This is a genomic window from Sphingomonas sp. OTU376 (assembly GCF_038440415.1).
Lineage (GTDB): Bacteria > Pseudomonadota > Alphaproteobacteria > Sphingomonadales > Sphingomonadaceae > Sphingomonas > Sphingomonas kyeonggiensis_A.
Genome location: NZ_JASATQ010000085.1, coordinates 1 through 18,754 on the forward strand (window position 1 = coordinate 1; position 18,754 = coordinate 18,754).

At 65.3% G+C, this 18,754-nt stretch carries 7 protein-coding genes; 2 read left to right on the forward strand and 5 right to left on the reverse strand.

The annotated features are described in order from the left end of the window. Positions 1-81 precede the first annotated feature (81 nt). The 5 genes from AAHM44_RS22535 to AAHM44_RS22555 all read right to left on the reverse strand — a co-directional run bounded on the left by AAHM44_RS22535 (position 82) and on the right by AAHM44_RS22555 (position 6,106). Positions 82-555 carry a hypothetical protein gene (locus AAHM44_RS22535; RefSeq protein WP_342251394.1) on the reverse strand — a complete coding sequence of 158 codons (474 nt, stop codon included), beginning with the start codon at positions 553-555 and terminating at the stop codon, positions 82-84. Between the two features lie 161 nt (positions 556-716). Further along, positions 717-4,046, reverse strand: coding sequence for an ATP-dependent helicase (locus AAHM44_RS22540; protein ID WP_342251395.1), 3,330 nt, complete (start codon positions 4,044-4,046; stop codon positions 717-719). Further along, positions 4,047-4,646, reverse strand: coding sequence for a hypothetical protein (locus AAHM44_RS22545; RefSeq protein WP_342251396.1), 600 nt, complete (start codon positions 4,644-4,646; stop codon positions 4,047-4,049). It lies immediately after the preceding gene. Next, entirely contained in the window at positions 4,643-5,386 is a 744-nt protein-coding gene (locus AAHM44_RS22550) for a sigma factor-like helix-turn-helix DNA-binding protein (RefSeq protein WP_342251397.1), read from the reverse strand. The genes AAHM44_RS22545 and AAHM44_RS22550 overlap by 4 nt, the downstream gene beginning before the upstream one ends. A 528-nt stretch (positions 5,387-5,914) precedes the next feature. Continuing rightward, positions 5,915-6,106, reverse strand: a complete 192-nt coding sequence (locus AAHM44_RS22555) for a hypothetical protein (RefSeq protein WP_342251398.1) — start codon at positions 6,104-6,106, stop codon at positions 5,915-5,917. Between the two features lie 742 nt (positions 6,107-6,848). Here AAHM44_RS22555 and AAHM44_RS22560 point away from each other — a divergent pair. Next, a complete protein-coding gene (locus AAHM44_RS22560; RefSeq protein WP_342251399.1) occupies positions 6,849-7,709 on the forward strand; it encodes a helix-turn-helix transcriptional regulator in 861 nt (286 codons plus the stop codon). Between the two features lie 158 nt (positions 7,710-7,867). Continuing rightward, positions 7,868-18,754, forward strand: a 10,887-nt coding sequence (locus tag AAHM44_RS22565) for an autotransporter-associated beta strand repeat-containing protein (protein ID WP_342251400.1), incomplete at its 3' end; no start/stop codon positions are given.

The following is an 18,754-nucleotide window of genomic DNA, read 5'->3' on the forward strand; positions in this document are numbered from 1 at the left end:
CCCCCACCGGCCCTTGGGGGCGGGGGGGGGGGCCGGTCGCCGCGCCCCCCCCCCGTTCGTCGGCGCCCATTTCCGGCGCCATCAGCCCTGAACCAGCTTCTTGCGAACGAGGTCGAAGACCACCGCGCAATGCTTGCCCGTCAGGCTCCCCAGATGGGCGCCCGTCGAGGGCTGGGTGCTGGTGCCGTGGAGCTGCAGCACATGCTCGGCCGCCTCTTCGCGACCCAGGCCTGCTTCCTCGATCGCCCAGCGCGTGACCTTCGCGATCGTCGCCGACGGTGCGAAATCGAACTCGAAGGTCTTGTGGCCGTAATGGACCGAGACGTGGACCTTGCGGCAACGGTGGGCATGGAAGACCGGATGGTCATGGCCATGGAGCGGATGATGATGCTCCAGCGGCTCGTCGCAATCCTCCTTGAAGATCAGAAGCTCGGCGACGTCGATGCCGCGCTCCTTCTCAAGGAAGCGGATCAGGTCGGAGACGATCGGGGTCTCACCGATGTCGATGCGATCGGCGGCGTCAGCCTCGATCGCGAGAAAAATAACGCTCTTCATGTCTTTGCAATTCCCATTCAGTCGGTCGGCAGGGTGCCTCCCTCAAGCTTGGGATCGGGCGGGAACGGCGAATCCGGAAAGACGCGCGCCAGATTTTTTTTGGAGGAAATCGCACCGGCATCAAACTGGCTTGCCCGCCAGCTGCGTGGAAGCTCAGCTGCTCAGGGCGCGGAGCAGATGAAGAGATAGGCGCATCGCGGACAGCGGAAATCGCTGACCGTCGGGGGATAAAGACCTTGGCGAATCTCGGTCACCGCAGCCTCGCAGTCCGCGACACGAGGCACGTATTTTCGAGACGTCTGAGTGACGATGAGGGGTTCGTAGCTCAACAGATAATGGTTCTCGATACGGCCGGCGGCTCCGAACGTCTCCTCCACCGCTTTGATGAGCATGGTGGCCGAGAGTTTGTCCGCATCCGTACTGCCCTGGCGCCCGGACCGGATCGTCTTGACCACACTGAAACCATTTTCGCTGACAATGCGATCGACCGCGACGCTGATCGTCTCCCCGGCGACGACCGTGGTAAGGTGGCCTGCCTGTGTGGCCGCGCCCGCTGCCGGCTCATGCAGACGATCGAGCATCGACACGGTGAGGCGGCGATAGGCTGGGCCAAACGGATGATCGTCGAGTTCGCTCGCAGCCCATGCGGCGTCAAAGACAGCAACCGCCTCTTCGCGATCGTAGAGGACGCCGGGATCGAGATTCCGCACATAGGCAAGCACGCTTTGCAGACAGCCATGTGCATCGAGATAGGCTCCGCCGCGGCCGCGACGCGAGAGTGCCAGAACGCGCTCATAGAGAAAGCGCCGAGCGCACGACTTGTAGTTCTCCAGGTCCTTCGCACTGAGTTCGTCGGGGGCGGAAGGAACCAGGATCGGCGGGTAGGATGCCGGTGGCCGGGTTCGTTGCACGCCAGAGATGGCGTGTCCGGTCGCGACCGGAAGCCGATCGAGAAATTTCGACGGGTTCGAGTTTCGCCCGCCTCGACGAGACGGCCGATAGAGGCGCAGATGCGCCTTGGCGCGCGACATGGCGACGAAGAGTATGCACTCCTCTTCCGCCTCGTGCGCGTCTTCGTCCTCGACACCGACCATCCCGATCGGCGGGGGGCAGGCTGGTGGACGGTTGGCGGATGGCATTGCTCCCGCGGACACGCCGGGAAGATGAACCGCTTCGAACTCAAGCCCCTTCGAGGCATGAATCGTCATCAGCCTTACGCCCTCGAGCCCGTCGAGTTCGGCAGGCAGATGTCTGAGCTCGCGCTCGTCCGCGAGGAGGATCATGTGGCGCACACGGTCCAGCGCGCGCCGGATCGGCATGCTCGAACCGCTCAATGGCATCGCGCGAAGCGAGTCCAGCAGTTGACGCACCGCCACCCGGCGCAAATCGTCTGACGGGGCGGCACCTGCCAAGGCGGTTCGGAGATAGCCACTCGTGTCGAACAGATAGCGGCTCAGCGCGAACCAGGGTGTAGCGCCTCGATCCAGCCCTTCCATGTGCGCCGCCAGAAGATGCAGGCCGTCGCGCCCTTGCTTGGAAAGGCCTGGAATCGCTGCCACGGCGCCAAGCAGATCGAGCAGACGTACTTTTCCTTCTCGCGCTCTTCGCAGCACGATCAGCACGTCTTCCAGTGGCACCGCATATTCGGGAAGCCCGGCGACGCGAACGAGGCCGGTGCCCGGATCATCGACTACGAGCGAGAGCAGAGAGAGCAGGTCCCGGACTTCCGATCGATTAAACAACGGGCCGAGATAGAGCACCGGCACGCCGCGCGCTTCGAGTTCGTTCGCGGCAGCGGCGAGAGCTCCGTTGCTCCGCGCGAGCACAGTCTGCGATCGCAGAGGCACGCCATTGGCCTCGAGTTCCCGGATCGATCCCGCGAGCGTGTCCATCTCTTCCACTTCGTCCGAGCCGACGAAGATGGCCGGGGCATGTCCGTTAGCTCCCTTTGCCGCACCGAGTGCAGCCGGACCTGCATAGCCGCTGACGCTCATGCTTGCGCCAAAGGCGGTGTAGAGTTTCACGATCTCGTCGGACGAGCGGTAATTCTGTTCGAGGCCATCGCGGCGGCCTGTCGAATAGTCCTGTTCAAAACGTGCGATGTTCGCCGCCGAGGCGCCGCGGAAGCGATAGATGGATTGTCGGGCATCGCCGACGACCCACAGACTGTTTCCGTCCCCCACGATCTCGCGCACCAACATGGCGCTCGCACGGTTCACGTCCTGGTATTCGTCAACCAGCACATGCGCGAAACGGTCTCGCATCAGATCCCGAAAGTCGTGATCCTGCCGCATCATGAGCGTTGGGGCCATGATGAGGTCGCCATAGTCCAGCGCTCCCAGCGTGGTCAGCTGACGCTGGTAATGGTCATAGACGATGGCGACTTCTCGCGCCTTCTCCGCAGCCAGGATCTCTTCGGGAGCCGTGGCATCGCGGCGCATCTGCTCGGCGGCGGCCATATACTGTTCGGGCGTCCACAACTCGTCCTTGGCGCGCGCGATCCCCCGCAAGATGTCGCGGAGCGCCAGCGCCGGCTCGAACAGGTTGAGATAGTGCCGCAGATCCAGTGCTGGCAGCGCCTCTTCCAGCATCGCCACGCTCTCGGTCGCGTCCACAACCCTTGGGTCGTCCGAAACGCCGAAGAGGGCATGATGCTTGCGGATGGTGTCGAGGCCGAATGCGTGGAACGTGCCCGTCCAGATGTTGATCGCGGCAGTACCGGAAGCGCGTTCGACACGTTCCGCAAGTTCGCGCGCCGCCTTCTTAGAAAAGGTGAGCGCGAGAATTCGGTCCGCTGGCACGCCCTCCTCGAGCAGAGACAGGACACGCGCCGTGAGTGTCTTCGTCTTGCCGGTGCCTGGCCCGGCTCGCACCAAAAAGGGCGTACCGCGATGGTCAACCGCGCGCTGCTGCGACTCATTGCAGTCGGTTTCGGGGCTGACCGGGTCCGCTGGCGCCTGGGCCAAATCCGGCAGCAGCAGGCCATCGGCGAGTTGCTGCAGCGTCGTTTCATACCGGACCCAGTATTGGGACGCTATGCGGGTCGCGGTCAGCCCGTCGTTGAAAAGCGCACGCGCAAGCGGTCGCGGCAACACGAGTTCGCGGGCGAAGCTGTTCGCCTGCCCCTCTCGCCGCTCCTTGATCCCGTAGGTCTCGATCCGCTGGCTGGGATCGCCACCATTGGCCGCCGATCTCGGATAGCAGCCTCTTTCGGTTCCCTGATGGACCTGAAAGTGGCCAATCTCGTGGGCGACGACTTCCGCCTGCTCCGCTTCGGACAGATCATTGCGAACGAGAATATGGCCGAAGTCGCGGCACAGGATGCCGTGCGAGCCTTCAAGCTCCTCGTCGTCAGGTGCGACTCGCCTGATCTTGAGGCCTAGATGCGTCGCCGCTCCTTCCACTACCTGTGTGGCCGTCAAGGTGTCGGCAAGCCCGGCGGCTTGCCGGAGAGCATGGGCCTGCGCCCGAATGGCCGCGAACTGGTCCATTCAGGCCGCGAGATGAGACAGCCAGAACTGCTTGTCCTCGTCACTGAGATCGGATTTTCGGATCACGTCGGCAAAGTTCGACTTCCCGCCCTTGACCCGACCGGATGGCGCGAAATAGTCGCCGGCTCCCGCGGTCGAAAGCGCTGGGGAATTCAGATAGCTCCAGACTTGTGCCGGCTGCGCGTCGAGCGCCTCGGCGAGATACGCGATCAGCTTTCCCGGAATCGTGGTGACTTCGACAAACCCTTTGACGATCTTGCGCAGTATCGCGGTGTCGATACGGCATTTGTCCGCCACCGCTTTCCACTCCCCCGGCGTATTCGGCAGCGAGCTTTCCGGTTCCGTCTGGGCCGTTGCCCAGAACCGGTCCAGCAATGCCGCGTGACCCGACACAGTCTGTCCGACGACCGGCATGTCGTCCGCCAGATCGCTGCCTTCGTTCGCAAGCCACTCGGCGGCGAACGCAAGGATTTCCTTCCGGAACTCCGGATGCCGGTTCGCCAACTCCGCTACGCGATCCGCGCTCGCTCCATCCTCGAGCTCCTCATGCAAAGACACGAGAACCTCGTCGAGCGCCTCCGTTTCATAGTCCTTGCTCATGGCTTCACACTATTAACGCGCGGCTTGCGCGCGCCCTTCCCTTGACCGAGCGCCTTCTGGCGCGCGCTTGAAATCAGATGACGGATGTTGCGATCGGTGCAGCGCATCTGCTCGGCCGCATCCTTCTCCGTGAGACCGAGCTGATGGACGTAATAGATCGCCAATCGCTCTTTCTCGTTCAGATATTCCATCACATCGGCGAGCATCGCCTTCGCCTCGGCGAGCGGCATCGATCCGTCGAACGTATGACCCAGAAGGTCCGCGGTCTCCTCGCCGGTCAATCCTGAGCCCGGGGAGACCAAATCTTCGCGGGACACCTCGGTATCCGCGCGCAGCCTCACCTTCGCGATCGCAGTCAGGTAGAGCCGCTCGGCGCCCAGCTTGAAACTCATCTCGAAGATGTCGAGCTTGTCCTTGGCGAGCAGTTCCAGCGCCTTGTCCTTGACGAGCTCATCGACGCGCTCGCGGTTCACTTCTGACATGCTGCGGATCATGGGCTCACCGAACCGCTGGAGCCTGGCGAAGAAAGCCAGAATCAGCCTGTCGTGCTCTGGCGTGCTGCGGTTCGGGCGAAAATTCCGCATCAGGTAGACCAGCGTCTGCGGCCTCAACTTGCCTTCGAGCGCGAGCGCGTAGACCTTCTCCATCGGCCATTCGAGGACCGCCGCGATCTCGGCCTCGACCGCCGCTGGACGGACGTACGGTTCCCCTTTGCTGTTCGTTCCGGTGAGCGGCTTCACAGCGCCCCCTCCTGTTATTTCAGTCATTGCGGACTGTTGATCGGCCGAACTCGATAAATCCGGAAAAGAAAAATTTCGACCATTTCGCGTTTTCATCACGGGCACCGTGACTGAGAAATCCACCGTATCGGACCTATTTTGGCGCTCCCTTCGAAGGGGAGGATGCTAAGTCTTGAAGTGCCATGAGCGGGAACATCGGAGCGGACCGGCGGCAATTGCGAGGTCTGGCGGTGTTACGCAACTTCCACTTGTGCCAGCAAAAGGTCGGATCTGGATAGCGGGCCGCGAGCCCGTTCATCCAATTAGAGGCCTTCCAAATGCCATGTTCACTTCGCCCGGTTGCCTGAACGAACGGCAGCTTCAGGGGCGATCCGCAGACTGATTGAATGGCTGGGACTAGGGCGCTTTGCCGCCTGTCGTCTTCTGCCGCCGAAAAATTGGACCGCAACGGCTGAGAATGGGTGGAAAGCGTTTGTCAGTCCACGCACTGGGCCAGCCGCGCGCTATTCCCCACCATGGTGAGCCGCCCTAATGGTGGCGATGAACCTTCACCGTAACCGTTCTGGTCTCCGCGACCGCATTTGCGATCATCGCCGCGAGAGCCTCCTCCGCCCGTTCGCGTCGAGGCGCTTCCTTTGACGCCAGATCCTGCCGGATCCATTGCGGCGCCTGTCGCAGAACTTGGGTCAGGATTTCAGTCAGATCAGCGGTGTCGGCCATGAAGTGGAAAATGCACCTCCCGTCGAAGCGCATCAAGTGTCCGCGCAATTCACTGCTCTCCTTACTGGTTCTCTAACCCGATCTGTCGGCAAGCCAAAATTCCAAGAGCGATCGACGAGTGTCGGCAAAGCGCCCCAACATCGGTCGTAGTTCGCCGCTTAGCTCGAACCTGAAATCGAACGTTCGTTCATCCCTCGATGATACTGAGGATTGGGCAGTTCTCCACATTGGAGCTGGGCGACGCCTTCAGCCGCTTTGTTCTGATGCGGGAGAAGCAGTCTTCCCGCGTGCGAGCCGGGGCATCGCCGTGGCCAGGACGGCAAAGTCGCGAGCCGAACGGGACAACGGCCTGTAGATCGTACCACCGCAACGCGGGTGGGCGGCCACTAGCGGACCCCGAAAGCCATTCTGACGATGCTGAGAAGCGCATGGGTGGAAACCAATAGCAATGGGGCGGTGGCGAACGCTCAAAGCATAGGCGGCGCCGGCGATTCATCGGCGACCTAGGCCTGCCGGAATGAGCACGGCACCTCAGGATCAAGCCAATGCTCGGAAACCTGCGGGACGAATATTGCCAGGCCTAGACAAGCGGACGCAACTGTTGGAAACATAATGCGAGATCCGGAACCCGAATGCTCTGGAGTCCGTTTTGCCGCCGCCCCCTGTCAAAATATTTCGCTATTCGACCGCCGACATTGCGTCGGTAGACCGCTTTGATGCCTGGCGGAGCGGCTGGGCAGGCATGGGCAACTTGTTCGAGACAGAGCCCCTCGAGGCGTTCCGGGTCTCCAGCGAATTCGTGCAGCTGGGCGAGATCGGCTTTATGTACACCGACATCGCCTCGCAGCGCTGGAAGCGGAACAAGCGCCTCGTCGATCAGGGACGGGACACCATGGCGGTCGTCGTGAATCTTGACGGCAAGGCCGCCGGCATCGCCGGTAGAAGCGACTGGGTGCAGATGCCTGGCGCCACGGTGATTGTCGATCATAGCCAGACGTCTCTGCATGATTCGGCAGGAGGCCGAAGCATTGGTTTTTCAGTCCCGCGGCATCTGGCGATCCAAGCCGGGCTCGATGTGGCCAGCCTGCACGGGATGGTTCTGAGCCCGGTCGAAAGCATGATGCTCACTTCGCACATGCTCCAGGTGCGGGACGCCCTCCCACGCTTTTCGGAAGAAGACGCGCCGCGCCTTGGGCAGTCGATGCTGGACTTGCTGGTACTGGCACTCAAGGCGGCGGAGCGTAGTGACACGCGGGGCTTCCGCGAGGATCCGGCGACGTTACTGATCCGTGCGCGACAGGAGATTCAGTCCAATCTCGGGTCGCCAGGGCTGACGGCGGCCAAACTTTGTCGCAGGCTGGGCATCTCTCGGAGCACGCTGCACCGCCTGTTCGAAAAGAGCGGTGGTGTGCAAGCCTATATCCGCGACCTGCGGCTGGACAGTGCGCGCCAGGCGCTTCTCGATCCGGGAAACCCCGAACGCATCGGCGACGTCGCGGGGCGGCTGGGCTTCACCGATGCCGGGCATCTCAGCCGCTTGTTCAAGGCGCGCTTCGGCGAAGCGCCGCGCGATTGTCGCGCGCGGGCATCGTTAAATATCTGATTCCCAGAAGGGGATTCGTACCGCGATGTGACACTGCTCCAAATTCATGAGACACCTGTCCAAGAGCAAGCGCCATCTCCCGTGCTAGCTACCACCCTGTTTCTGCAGCGTTTCCGCCGAGTCGGGGACGCTGTTCCAGACTTCCGGGGGCTTTCAGAATGATCGATCGTGGCAATGGCGCGCGTGTGCGCGGTGTGGTTTCGCGGGCGGGTCGCGAAGCGCTGCTTCGCAAGGCGCTGCTTGGCTCGACCGCCCTGGTGGGCGTCGCGATCGCTTCGCCTGCTCTGGCGCAGACCAGCGCGAATGGCGGCCATGTTACTTCGGCATCAGGCAGCACAGTCACCGGCAATGGCGCGAACCAGGGCGTCAAGGCCGTCTTCTCGGGCGCCGGCGGCGTCACGGTAGATGGCGCGACGGTCAGCAACACAACCGGCACCCCCAACGCCAATGCGCTGGATCTCGAGAACACCGGTGGCACCGGCTTCGGCATCTCCTATGCGAACAACGCGAGCACGCTAACCACCACCCAGAATGGCGGCGCCGCCGCCTATATCTCGCAAACCGGCGCCAATCTCGGCATCGGCCACACGGTCTCCGGCAACGTCTTCACCGGCAGCTATGGCGAGCGGTACGTCTCCAGCGGCGCGATCTTCTACGAGCGCTCGGGCACGGGCGGCTCGGACACCTATATCGGCAACGGCACCCAGATGACCGGCGTCGACCTGACCGCCGCCAACATCGGCGCCGATTTCGATTCGCCGACGATCTCGGGCTTCGCCACCGGCATTTCGCTGGCTTCGACCGGCGGCGCCAACATGACCTCGCTCGGCGGTTCGATCACCACCCTGGCGAACGGCACCGGCATCAAGGCCAGCGCCTCCAGCGGCGGCGTCTCGATCGACGAAGCCTCGACGATCACCGCGACGACCGGGATCGACGCCCAGGCGGCGAACAATGTCACCATTGCCGCGCGCGGTACGATGAACAGCACCGCCCAGAGCAGCGGCACGGGAATCTACGCCCGAGGCAGCGGATCGGTGAACATCACCACGACCGGCATTATCGGGCTCGGCACCTATTTCGCCACCGGTATCGATGCGGTCGGCGGCACCACCGGCACAAACATCATCACGATCGGCGCACATCTGCGCGGCGAAAGTGGCGTGGTTACCGGCGCCGGGGCGTTCGTCACCACCGTCCAGTCGGGTGGCGAGATCAACGCGATGAGCAACTCCGGCTACGGCGTGAGCGACAGTGGCGGCGGCTCGATCGTCAACAACGGCAACATCTATTCGAACGGCGTCGGCGTTGCGCTGAGCGGCGGCGGCAGCCTGATCAACAATTCGTCGCTGACGGGAGCCGGAGGCCTCGCCGTGTCGGTGAGTGGTACTGCGGCGACGACGCTGAACCTAGCGCTCGGCTCGATCACGACGGGGAACGTCGTGGTGGCGGGCTCGGGCATGGCAACCACGACGATCGCCGGCACCCTGACCGGCAATTTTACCGGATCTTCCGGCACGGGCGTGCAGAACGTCACGCTTGCCTCTGCCGGCCAGATCACCGGCAACGTGACGCTGGGTAACGCCGGCGATACGTTCAATTGGAACGGGGGCGTCCTCGGTGGCACCGTCAATGGCGGCGGCGGGATCAATTATTTCAACGTACAGCTCGGCGCTGGCAACAGCGCCTCGCTCGCGGCGAACGCAACCACCAACTTCTACCAGCGCGATCTGATCAGCGGCACGCTGACGCTCACCGGCTCCAGCAGCAGCGCGGGCTACGGCTGGCAGATCGAGAACGGCACGACGCTGAACTTCAATACCAGTGCGTTCAACGTCGCGGGCGGCTCCTATGCCGTCATGAGCTATGGCGGCGCGGTAAACGTGCTCGCAGGGGCGACCGTCAGCGGCCTCAACAATTTCGCCGCAACTTTCGGCTCGAACCCGGTCACGTTTAGCAACGCCGGCACGATCAGCGTCGATGGCAATGTCTTCCTGTCGAACGGCTCGCGCATGGACGTGACTAATACGGGGACGATGACGGCGGCGAGCTATGGCGGCGTCAGCTTCGCTGGCGGCGGCACGCTGACCAACAGCGGGACAATCACGGGCGGCAGCTTTACGAGTTCGAACATCGGCACGGCGGTCCGTGCGGTCGGCCAGGCCGTGACGATCAACAACAATGCCGGGGGCATCATCCAGTCGAGCACCGGCGGGCCCTACGCGGTTCTGCTCAGTAATAACAGCACGCTGAACAATGCTGCCGGTGCGACGATCCGCCAGGTCGCGGCGGCGCAGCAGGCCGGCATCAACAGCACCGGCGCGATCAGCGTGAACAACAGCGGCACGATCTCGACCGCGGCGACCGGCGGCTATGATGCCATTACCGCTAACGGCAAGCTGACGCTCGTCAACGATGGCAACATCACCGCTGCGAATGCATCGGGTGTCGCCTTCACCGGCGCGGGCAGCAGCCTCACCCTGAACGGCGGCACGGTGCAGGGCGGCAGCGACGTCAATTGGGGCTATGGCGTCCAGGCGGCCGCCGGGTCCTCGGGTACGCTCACCATCGCGAGCGGCGCCACCAGCACGGCGGGCCATGGCGGCCTTCTGGTCGCAGGCTCGGGCCTGACGGTTGCGAACGGGGGTACGATCCGCGGCACCGACGCGGCCAGCTTCGGCATTCGCCAGTCGGCAGGCACGCTCGGCATCACCAATACCGGGTCGATCACCGGCTACACCAACGCCATCAATGCCACCAGCGGGGCGTTCACCCTAAACAACAGCGGCATCGTGGGAACCGGTTCGGTGTCGGGTGGAGTCCTGACCCCCGCCGGCACCGGCAATGCGGTCTCAATCGTGGCCGGCACCGTGACCAATAGCGGCACGATCAACGGCGCGGCAGGCGGGATTGTCGCGACCGGCGCGCTCACGCTGACCAATAGCGGTACGATTACCAGCCGCGGCACCGGTACCGGGAATTTCGACGGCGTCACCGTGGCGGGCGCCGCCACCATCCTCAACGCCGGCACGATCACCGGTGGCGCCTATGCCGGGATCTACAGCGGCGGCGGCGGCACGATCACCAACGCAGCGGCCGGCCATCTCGTCGGTTTGTCCTCCCCTGGCATGGTGCTCGACGCAGGCGGCACCTTCAACAATTACGGCTCGTCGACCAACGGCGCGGGCGCCGGCATCTCCGGCAACGGAAACGGCACGATCAACCTGTACGCGGGATCGACCACGGGCAGCATCGTGCGCGGCAACGGCAACGATACGCTGTTGATCTACAATGGCCGCGGAACGAGCGGCGGCGCGACGGTCGATGGCGCGAGCGGCATCACCCTGCAGAATGCCGGAACGCTGGCGGCGGCCTCGTTCGGGGCGATCGATCTCGGCGGCGGCGCCAATAACCTGATCCTGCGCGGCGCCGGCGACGGCAGCGTAGCGAACGGTGCCGCGGGCGCGCTGGCGCTGAACACCGTGTCGAACGTAGCGATCCTCACCAAGTACGACAGTGGCACCTGGACCCTTACCGGCACGCCGGCCAATCCGTTCATGTCGATCACCGGCGGCAACGGCAGCCCCGCCGGCCTGCTGAACTTCGACCTGACCGGCTATCAGGGGGTGGTCACGGTCAATGGATCGACGATCCGCGCAATTCGGGCAGGCGGCTTCGGCACCGGCACGATCTACGCGATGGACCCCACGATCCAGTATGGTGCGACCGGCACTTACTCTAACCCCATCGTCCTCATGTCCACCGATCCGGTGAACGATCCCACGCGGATCCAGGTCGATGCGGGCGTCACCGCGACGCTTAGCGGCCCGATCACCCAGAGCGGCGGCACCGCCCAGCCCCTGGTGTTCGATGGGCCCGGCACCGCGATCCTGACCAGCGGCGGCAACAGCTATGCTGGCCTGACCTCGATCAACGCGGGTACCGTGATCGAGCGCAACACCGCCAGCGCGCTCGGCAGCGGCGGCGTGACCATCGCGAGCGGCTCTACGCTGCAGTTCGATAACCAGACCGGCGGTGGTCTTAGCATCGAGGCGGGCACCTATAGCGGCGCCGGCACGATCCGCTTCACCGGCAACGCCGGGGCCGTGACGATCCTCGGCAACGCCGGTATCGTGACTTTCTCGCTCGGCTCGGGCGGCCTGGTCGACGTGCAGGGCGGAATCGTCGCCGGCAGCGCTTCGGGACAGGGCTTCTGGACAGGAAATCTCGCTGATCTGAACGTGGCGGCCGGGGCAACGTTCGACGGCGTCGAAGGCAATATCCGAGTCGACGCGCTCACCGGGGCGGGTACCGTTCGCAATGGCTATTTCGGCGAGGGCAGCCTGACGCTGGGCGTCGATAATGGCAGCGGCACCTTTACCGGCCTCGTCGCGGACAGCACCAATCCCAACAGCCCTCTCATCCTGATCAAGGCGGGCACCGGCACCCAGACGCTGGCTGGCACCAACACCTATACGGGTTCCACCACGATTTCGGGCGGAACGCTGGCGCTCAGCGGCAGCGGCTCGATCACCAACTCGTCGGGCGTCGCTATCGCCGCCGGCGCGACCTTCGACATTTCCGGCCGCAGCATTAGCACCAGCGTCAATTCGCTCAGCGGCGCCGGCGCGGTGGTGCTCGGCAACAACGCGCTGACGCTTGTCCAGCAGAGCGGCACATTTGGCGGGAACGTCTCCGGCAGTGCCGCGCTCGTGGTCAACGCCGCCTCGGGCGCAACGCCCATATTCTCGGGCACGCTGACCAACGGCGGCGGCTTGGCCATGGCGAGCGGCGACCTGACGATTTCTGGCTCGATCACGAACGCGCGCGCGCCGGGCGCGGTGATGATCACTGCCGCGGGCGAGACGCTGGGGATTACCTCGAGCGGCAGCATCACATCGACGGCGACGAGCGGAACGAACGTCGGGGCGGTCTATGCCTATGCCGATGCCGTAGTGAACAACGCTGGCACGATCACCAGCGGCGGATTCGCGGGCGGCGGCAATGGCAGCCACGGCATCTATGGCGCGGGAGCGTTGACGCTCACCAATAGCGGCAACATCTATGGCGTGCCCGCCGGCTCGGGGTCGACCGTGCGCAACAACGGCGTGTTCGCCTTCTCGTCCTCGACAGTCGACAACAGTGGCACGATCCTGGGCGGATGGGACGGCGTTTTCCTCGCCAATGGCGGCACCGTCACCAACAGCGGCATCTTGCAGGGCAATGTCTTCGCCGGGATCGAACTCGGCGGGAGCGGCACCGTCACCAACCAGGCGGGCGGCCTGATCGCCGGCCTCGGGAGCTCCGGCTCGGGCCTTTTGTTGAACGGCGGCACAATTGCGATCGCCAATGCGAACGGCGCCACCATCACCGGCGAAGGGTCGGGCGGGATCTACGCGCGGGGCAGTGCGGCGGTCTCGATCACCAATGCCGGGCTGATCCAGGGCACCGGCCCAGCCTATGGCATTCGCGGCGAGAGCAGCGCGCTGCTCACCGTGAACAACAGCGGCACCATCTCCGCTAGCGGCGCCGCGATCAGCGCGACCGGCCAGGCGAACATCACCAACTCCGGCACGATCACCGGCGGGCTCTCGCTGGGCAACGCCAACGACACGCTGACCCTGAACGGCGGTTCGATCGCCGGTTCGGTCGAACTCGGCGACGGCAGCGACGCCATCTATTGGAACGGTGGCACGATCTCGGGCACGCTCGACGGTGGTACGGGCAATGACGGGCTTTATCTGAAACGCGGCACAGCGACGACCTTGTCGCTGACGTCCGTGAGTGGCTTCGAGGTCCAGAATCTCGTCACGAGCAGCCTGACGCTGACCGGCACCCGGTCCGGACAATATGGCTGGGGACTCGGCAACGCCACCACGCTGAACATCGGCGCTACCGGTCAGGCGGCACATTGGAGCACGGTGCTGAGCGCCGCGACCTTCAACGGCGACGGTGCCAAGGTCAATGTCGCGGCGGGCAGCGACGTGACCAGCAGTACATGGGTCATCACCGGCACCAGCGCCAACGCGGAGGTGCACAACGACGGCACGATCTCCGTCGCCTCGACCTATGCGGCGATCAACCTATCGGGCTTCGGCGCGCAGGTGACCAACCTCGGCACGATTTCGACCTCCAACACGAACGGAAACTATTCGGTCGTCTACCTGTCGGGCGCGAATTCGCGCGTCGTCAACGGCGGCACGATCACCGGCGTTACAGGCGGCGCGCTATATAACGGCGCCGTTTATCTCTCGGGCGCCAATGGCTATGTCGAGAATCAGCAGAACGGAGTGATCAACGGCCAGCGCGGCATCGTGCTCGGCGGCTTCAACGGCACGGCGATCAACGCCGGCACGATCAATGCGACCGTGGATAACGGCATCACGCTGAGCAATGGCGGGTCCGCGACCAACAGCGGGACGATCAACGCGCTCGGCGCCGACGGTGCCTGGGGCGTGCTCGTCGCCGGCGGCAACGGCACCGTGGCCAACTCCGGCACGGTCTCCGCCGGGAGCGGCGTCTGGCTCCAGGGCCTGGGCCTGACGTTCACCGTGAACAATAGCGGCACGATCAACGGCACCGAATATGGCATCAATGTCGACAGCGGCACCGGGGCAGTCGTCAACACCAACCAGGTCTCCGCGAGCCAGCTTGCCGGCGTCCGCCTGGCGCAGGGCGGCAGCCTGACTAATTCGGGCACGATCACCGGCGGAAGCGACGCGACGCTCGGCTACGGCGTCGCGGTCGAGGGCGGGGATGCCACCATCACCAACCAGTCTGGTGGCACGATCAACGGCGGGACTGCAGGAGCGATCTGGCTCGCGGGTACCGGCACGGTGGCGCTCAACCTGGATAATGGATCGACGGTTACCGGCACCATCCGCGCGACTGGCAGCGGCACGCGGAACGTCGATATCTCCGGTGCCGTCCATGGCGACTATGACGCCTCCTCGGGAGCGGGCATCGATAACGTCATCTTCCGCTCGGGTGGCTCGATCTCCAACGTCCATCTCGGCGATGGCGATGACAGCTTCACCTATTTTGGCGGTGCGATCGGTGGTTTGGCCGATGGCGGCGCGGGCAACGACAAGCTGTTCGCCGATTTCGGCGCCGGTACGAGCTACAATGTCAGCCTGGCCACGTTTACCGGATTCGAGAGCATCGGCCTTGTCTCGGGCGACCTGACGCTCACCGGCCCGAGCAACGATCCGGACCAGGCGATCTATGCCGGCATTGGCGGCGCGCCTGCGGGCACGATCACCTTCGACGGCACCAGCGACCTGACCGGCGACATCTACGTCGATGGCGGCTCGATCCGCGCGGCAACGGCGGGCGCCTTCGGCACCGGCACGATCCACATGATCGACCCGACCGCGACCTTCGGCGCGACCGGCACCTATGCCAACAACATCAGCCTCGAGGTCGTCACGCCTTCCTCGGCCAACCCGTCGACGCTGAACGCAGATAGCAATGTGATCGCCACGCTGACCGGCGCGATCACCACCAGCGGCGCAGCGGGCGTCGATCCGAACCAGGACCTGGTGTTCGGTGGCCAGGGCACGATCGTGCTCACCAACACCGCCAACAGCTGGACCGGCGCGACCACGATCAACTCGGGTGCGACGCTCCAGGGCGCCAGCGACACGATCTCGGGCTCCGCGGTCCTCAACAACGGCACGCTCGCCTACCAGCAGGCCTATAGCGGCACCGTCTCTCAGAACATCACCGGCAACGGCTACGTCAACGTGAGCGGTCTCGCAGCTGGCAATGTCCTCACCTTCGCCGGCACCAACAGCTTCAACGGCACGATCCAGATCGCCGACGCGTCGAATGTCGCGATCAGCGGCGCGACCGATACCGGAGGCTCGCTCAGCGTCTATCTGGGCACCGGCGCGAGCCGCCTCGACGTGACGGCGACGGGCAGCCTCAACAGCAGCTACCAGGCGGTAAGCGGCTCTGGCGCGAACCAGAGCGTGTTCAACCTCGGCTCGATCACCAGCGCCGGCGACGCGATCCTCATGACCGGCGCCAATGCGCTGGTCGACAATAGCGGCACGATCACCGGCGCCCGAGGCTTCTCGACGAGCGGCACCGATGCCCAACTGATCAACGGTGCGGGCGGCACGATTACCGGTAACGTCTATCAGGCGGTATATCTCGCCAATGGCGGCACGATCGACAATTCGGGCACGATCGAAGCGTTCACCGGCTATCCGGCCATCTATTCGGCCAGCGGCGCCACCACGATCACCAACAATGCCGGCGGTATGATCACCGGCAACGGAACGGTCATCGCCGTGTATGGCGCCGGCTCGAGCCTGACCAATGCGGGCAGCATCACCTCGACCGCGGACACCGCGGCCTACCTGGCGAGCGGCGGCACTGTCATCAACTCGGGCAGCATCACGGCCAACGGAAGCGGCATTGGCCTTTGGACCAGTGGCGGCGGCACCTTCACCAATCAGGCCGGCGGCACGATCACCGGCGGCAATGCCGGCATGATCCTCGACGGCACCGACCTGATCACGGTCAACCTCGAGGCTGGCTCGACCACCGACAAGATCTTCTCGTTCGCCAACGGCGCCCGCGTGATCAACATCTTCGGCACGCTGAACGGCAACTATGCCGGCGGCGCGGGCGATGATGCGATCACGCTCGGCACCAGCGCGACCGTGACCGGCGCGATCGACGGCGGCGCAGGCAACAACACGCTGGATCTGACCGGCACCGGCGCAGCAACGCTGGGCGATGTCTTCAACATCGCAAGCGCGACCAAGTCGGACACCGGCACCTGGACGCTGGGCGGCACGACCGACATCGCGGCCTGGACCGTGACTGGCGGCACGCTCGTTACCAACGGCGGCGCGATTGCCGACAATGCTTCGGTGGCGCTGAACGGCGGCACGCTGCAGCTGGGCGGCAACGAGGCTATCGGCATCCTGACCGGCACCGGCACCGCCGACCTCGGCACCAGCGTTCTGGCGCTCACCAACGGCACCGGCAGCTTCACCGGCACGCTGGGCGGCACCACGGGCAGCCTGCTGATCGACGGCGCGCACCTGAGCTTCGGCGGCGCGGCCAACTATGCCGGCCTGACCGAAGTGCGCAGCGGCTCGCTCGCCCTTACCCCGGGCGCGACGTTCAACAGCGCCTCGACCCTGCTCGTCGGCAGCGCCGGCACGCTCGACCTCGGCACGACGAGCGTCGGCGTCGGCGCGGCGCGCCTCGACGGCACGCTGAACGGCACCGGCACGCTGAGCGCGAACACCATCGCGCTGAACGGCGCCGCGGTGAACGGCAACCTTGCCGGCGGCCTGCTGACCCAGGTCTCGGGCACCTCGACCCTGGCCGGGACCGCCAACATGAACGTTCTGGTCGGCGGCGGCACGCTGCTGCTCGCCGGCAACGACCGCATCGCCGACACTGCCACGCTGCAGCTGGACAGCGGCGCGACGCTCGACCTGCAGGCGTTCAACGACACGGTCGGCACCGCGGTGCTGAACGGCACGCTGGCCGGCACCGGCACGCTCACCGCCAGCCAGTATCAGCTGACCGGCGCGACGGTGAATGCCAACCTGGGTGCAGGCACCCTCTTCAACCTGGGTGGCAACTCGACCCTGAACGGTACCGCCGGTGGCAACGTCGCCGTCAATGGCGGCACGCTGACGCTTGGTGCCGCGAACCGCCTGGCCGATACCGCCACGGTGGCAGTCGCCTCGGGCGCGATCCTCGACCTTGGGGCATATAGCGACACCATCGGCACCCTCGCGCTGAATGGCACGCTCGTCGGCACCGGCACGCTCACCGCCGGCCAGTACCAGCTGACCGGCGCGACGGTGGATGCCAACCTCGGCGCGGGCACCGTGTTCAGCCTGGGCGGCACTTCGGCGCTGAACGGCAGCGCGGCAGGCGGGCTCGTCGTCCAGGCAGGCACGCTGATCCTGAACGGCACCGCCGGTGGCGACGTCGCGGTCAATGGCGGGACGCTGGCGCTCGGCGGGTCGAACCGCCTGGCCGACACCGCCAATGTCGCCATCGCCTCGGGTGCCACGCTCGACATCGGCGCCTTCAACGACACGGTTGGCGTGCTCGGCCTGAACGGCACGCTGGCCGGCACCGGCACCCTCACCGCCAGCCAGTATCAGCTGACCGGCGCCACCGCGAACGCCAACCTCGGCACGGGTACGCTGGTCAACCTGGGCGGCACCTCGACGCTGAATGGCAGCGCGGCGGGCGATGTCTCGGTCCAGTCCGGCACGCTGGCGCTCGGCGCGGCAAACCGCCTGGCCGACACGGTCACGGTCGCCGTCGCATCGGGCGCCACGCTCAACCTCGGCGCCTTCAACGACACGGTGGGCGTGCTCGGCCTGAACGGCACGCTGGCCGGCACCGGCACCCTCACCGCCAGCCAGTATCAGCTGACCGGCGCGACGGTGAACGCCAACCTGGGTGCGGGCACGCTCTTCAACCTGGGCGGCACGTCGACGCTGAACGGCACCGCCAGCGGCGACGCCGCGGTGCAGGGCGGCACGCTGGTGCTCGGCGCGACGAACCGCCTGGCCGATAGCGCCAATGTCGCCGTCGCATCGGGCGCCACGCTCAACCTGGGCGCCTTTAACGACACGGTCGGTGCGCTCGCGCTGAACGGCACGCTGGCCGGCACTGGTACGCTGACCGCCAGCCAGTACCAGCTGACCGGCGCGACGGTGAACGCCAACCTCGGCGCAGGCGCGATCTTCAACCTGGGCGGCACCTCGGTGCTGACCGGCACGGCGGCGGCAAACACCGTCACCGTCCAGGGCGGCACCCTGCGCCTCGGCGCGAGCGACCGGCTTGCGGACACCGCGGTGGTGGGCGTCGCCTCGGGCGCGAACTTCGACCTCGCCACCTATAACGAGACGCTGGCGGGCATCTCCGGCACCGGCACGATCGCGCTGGGCACGGGTCACCTGACCCTGTCGAGCAGCTCGAGCTCCGGCTTTGGCGGTGCGATCACCGGGGCGGGCACGATTGACAAGCAGGGCATCGGCACGCTGACGCTGGCC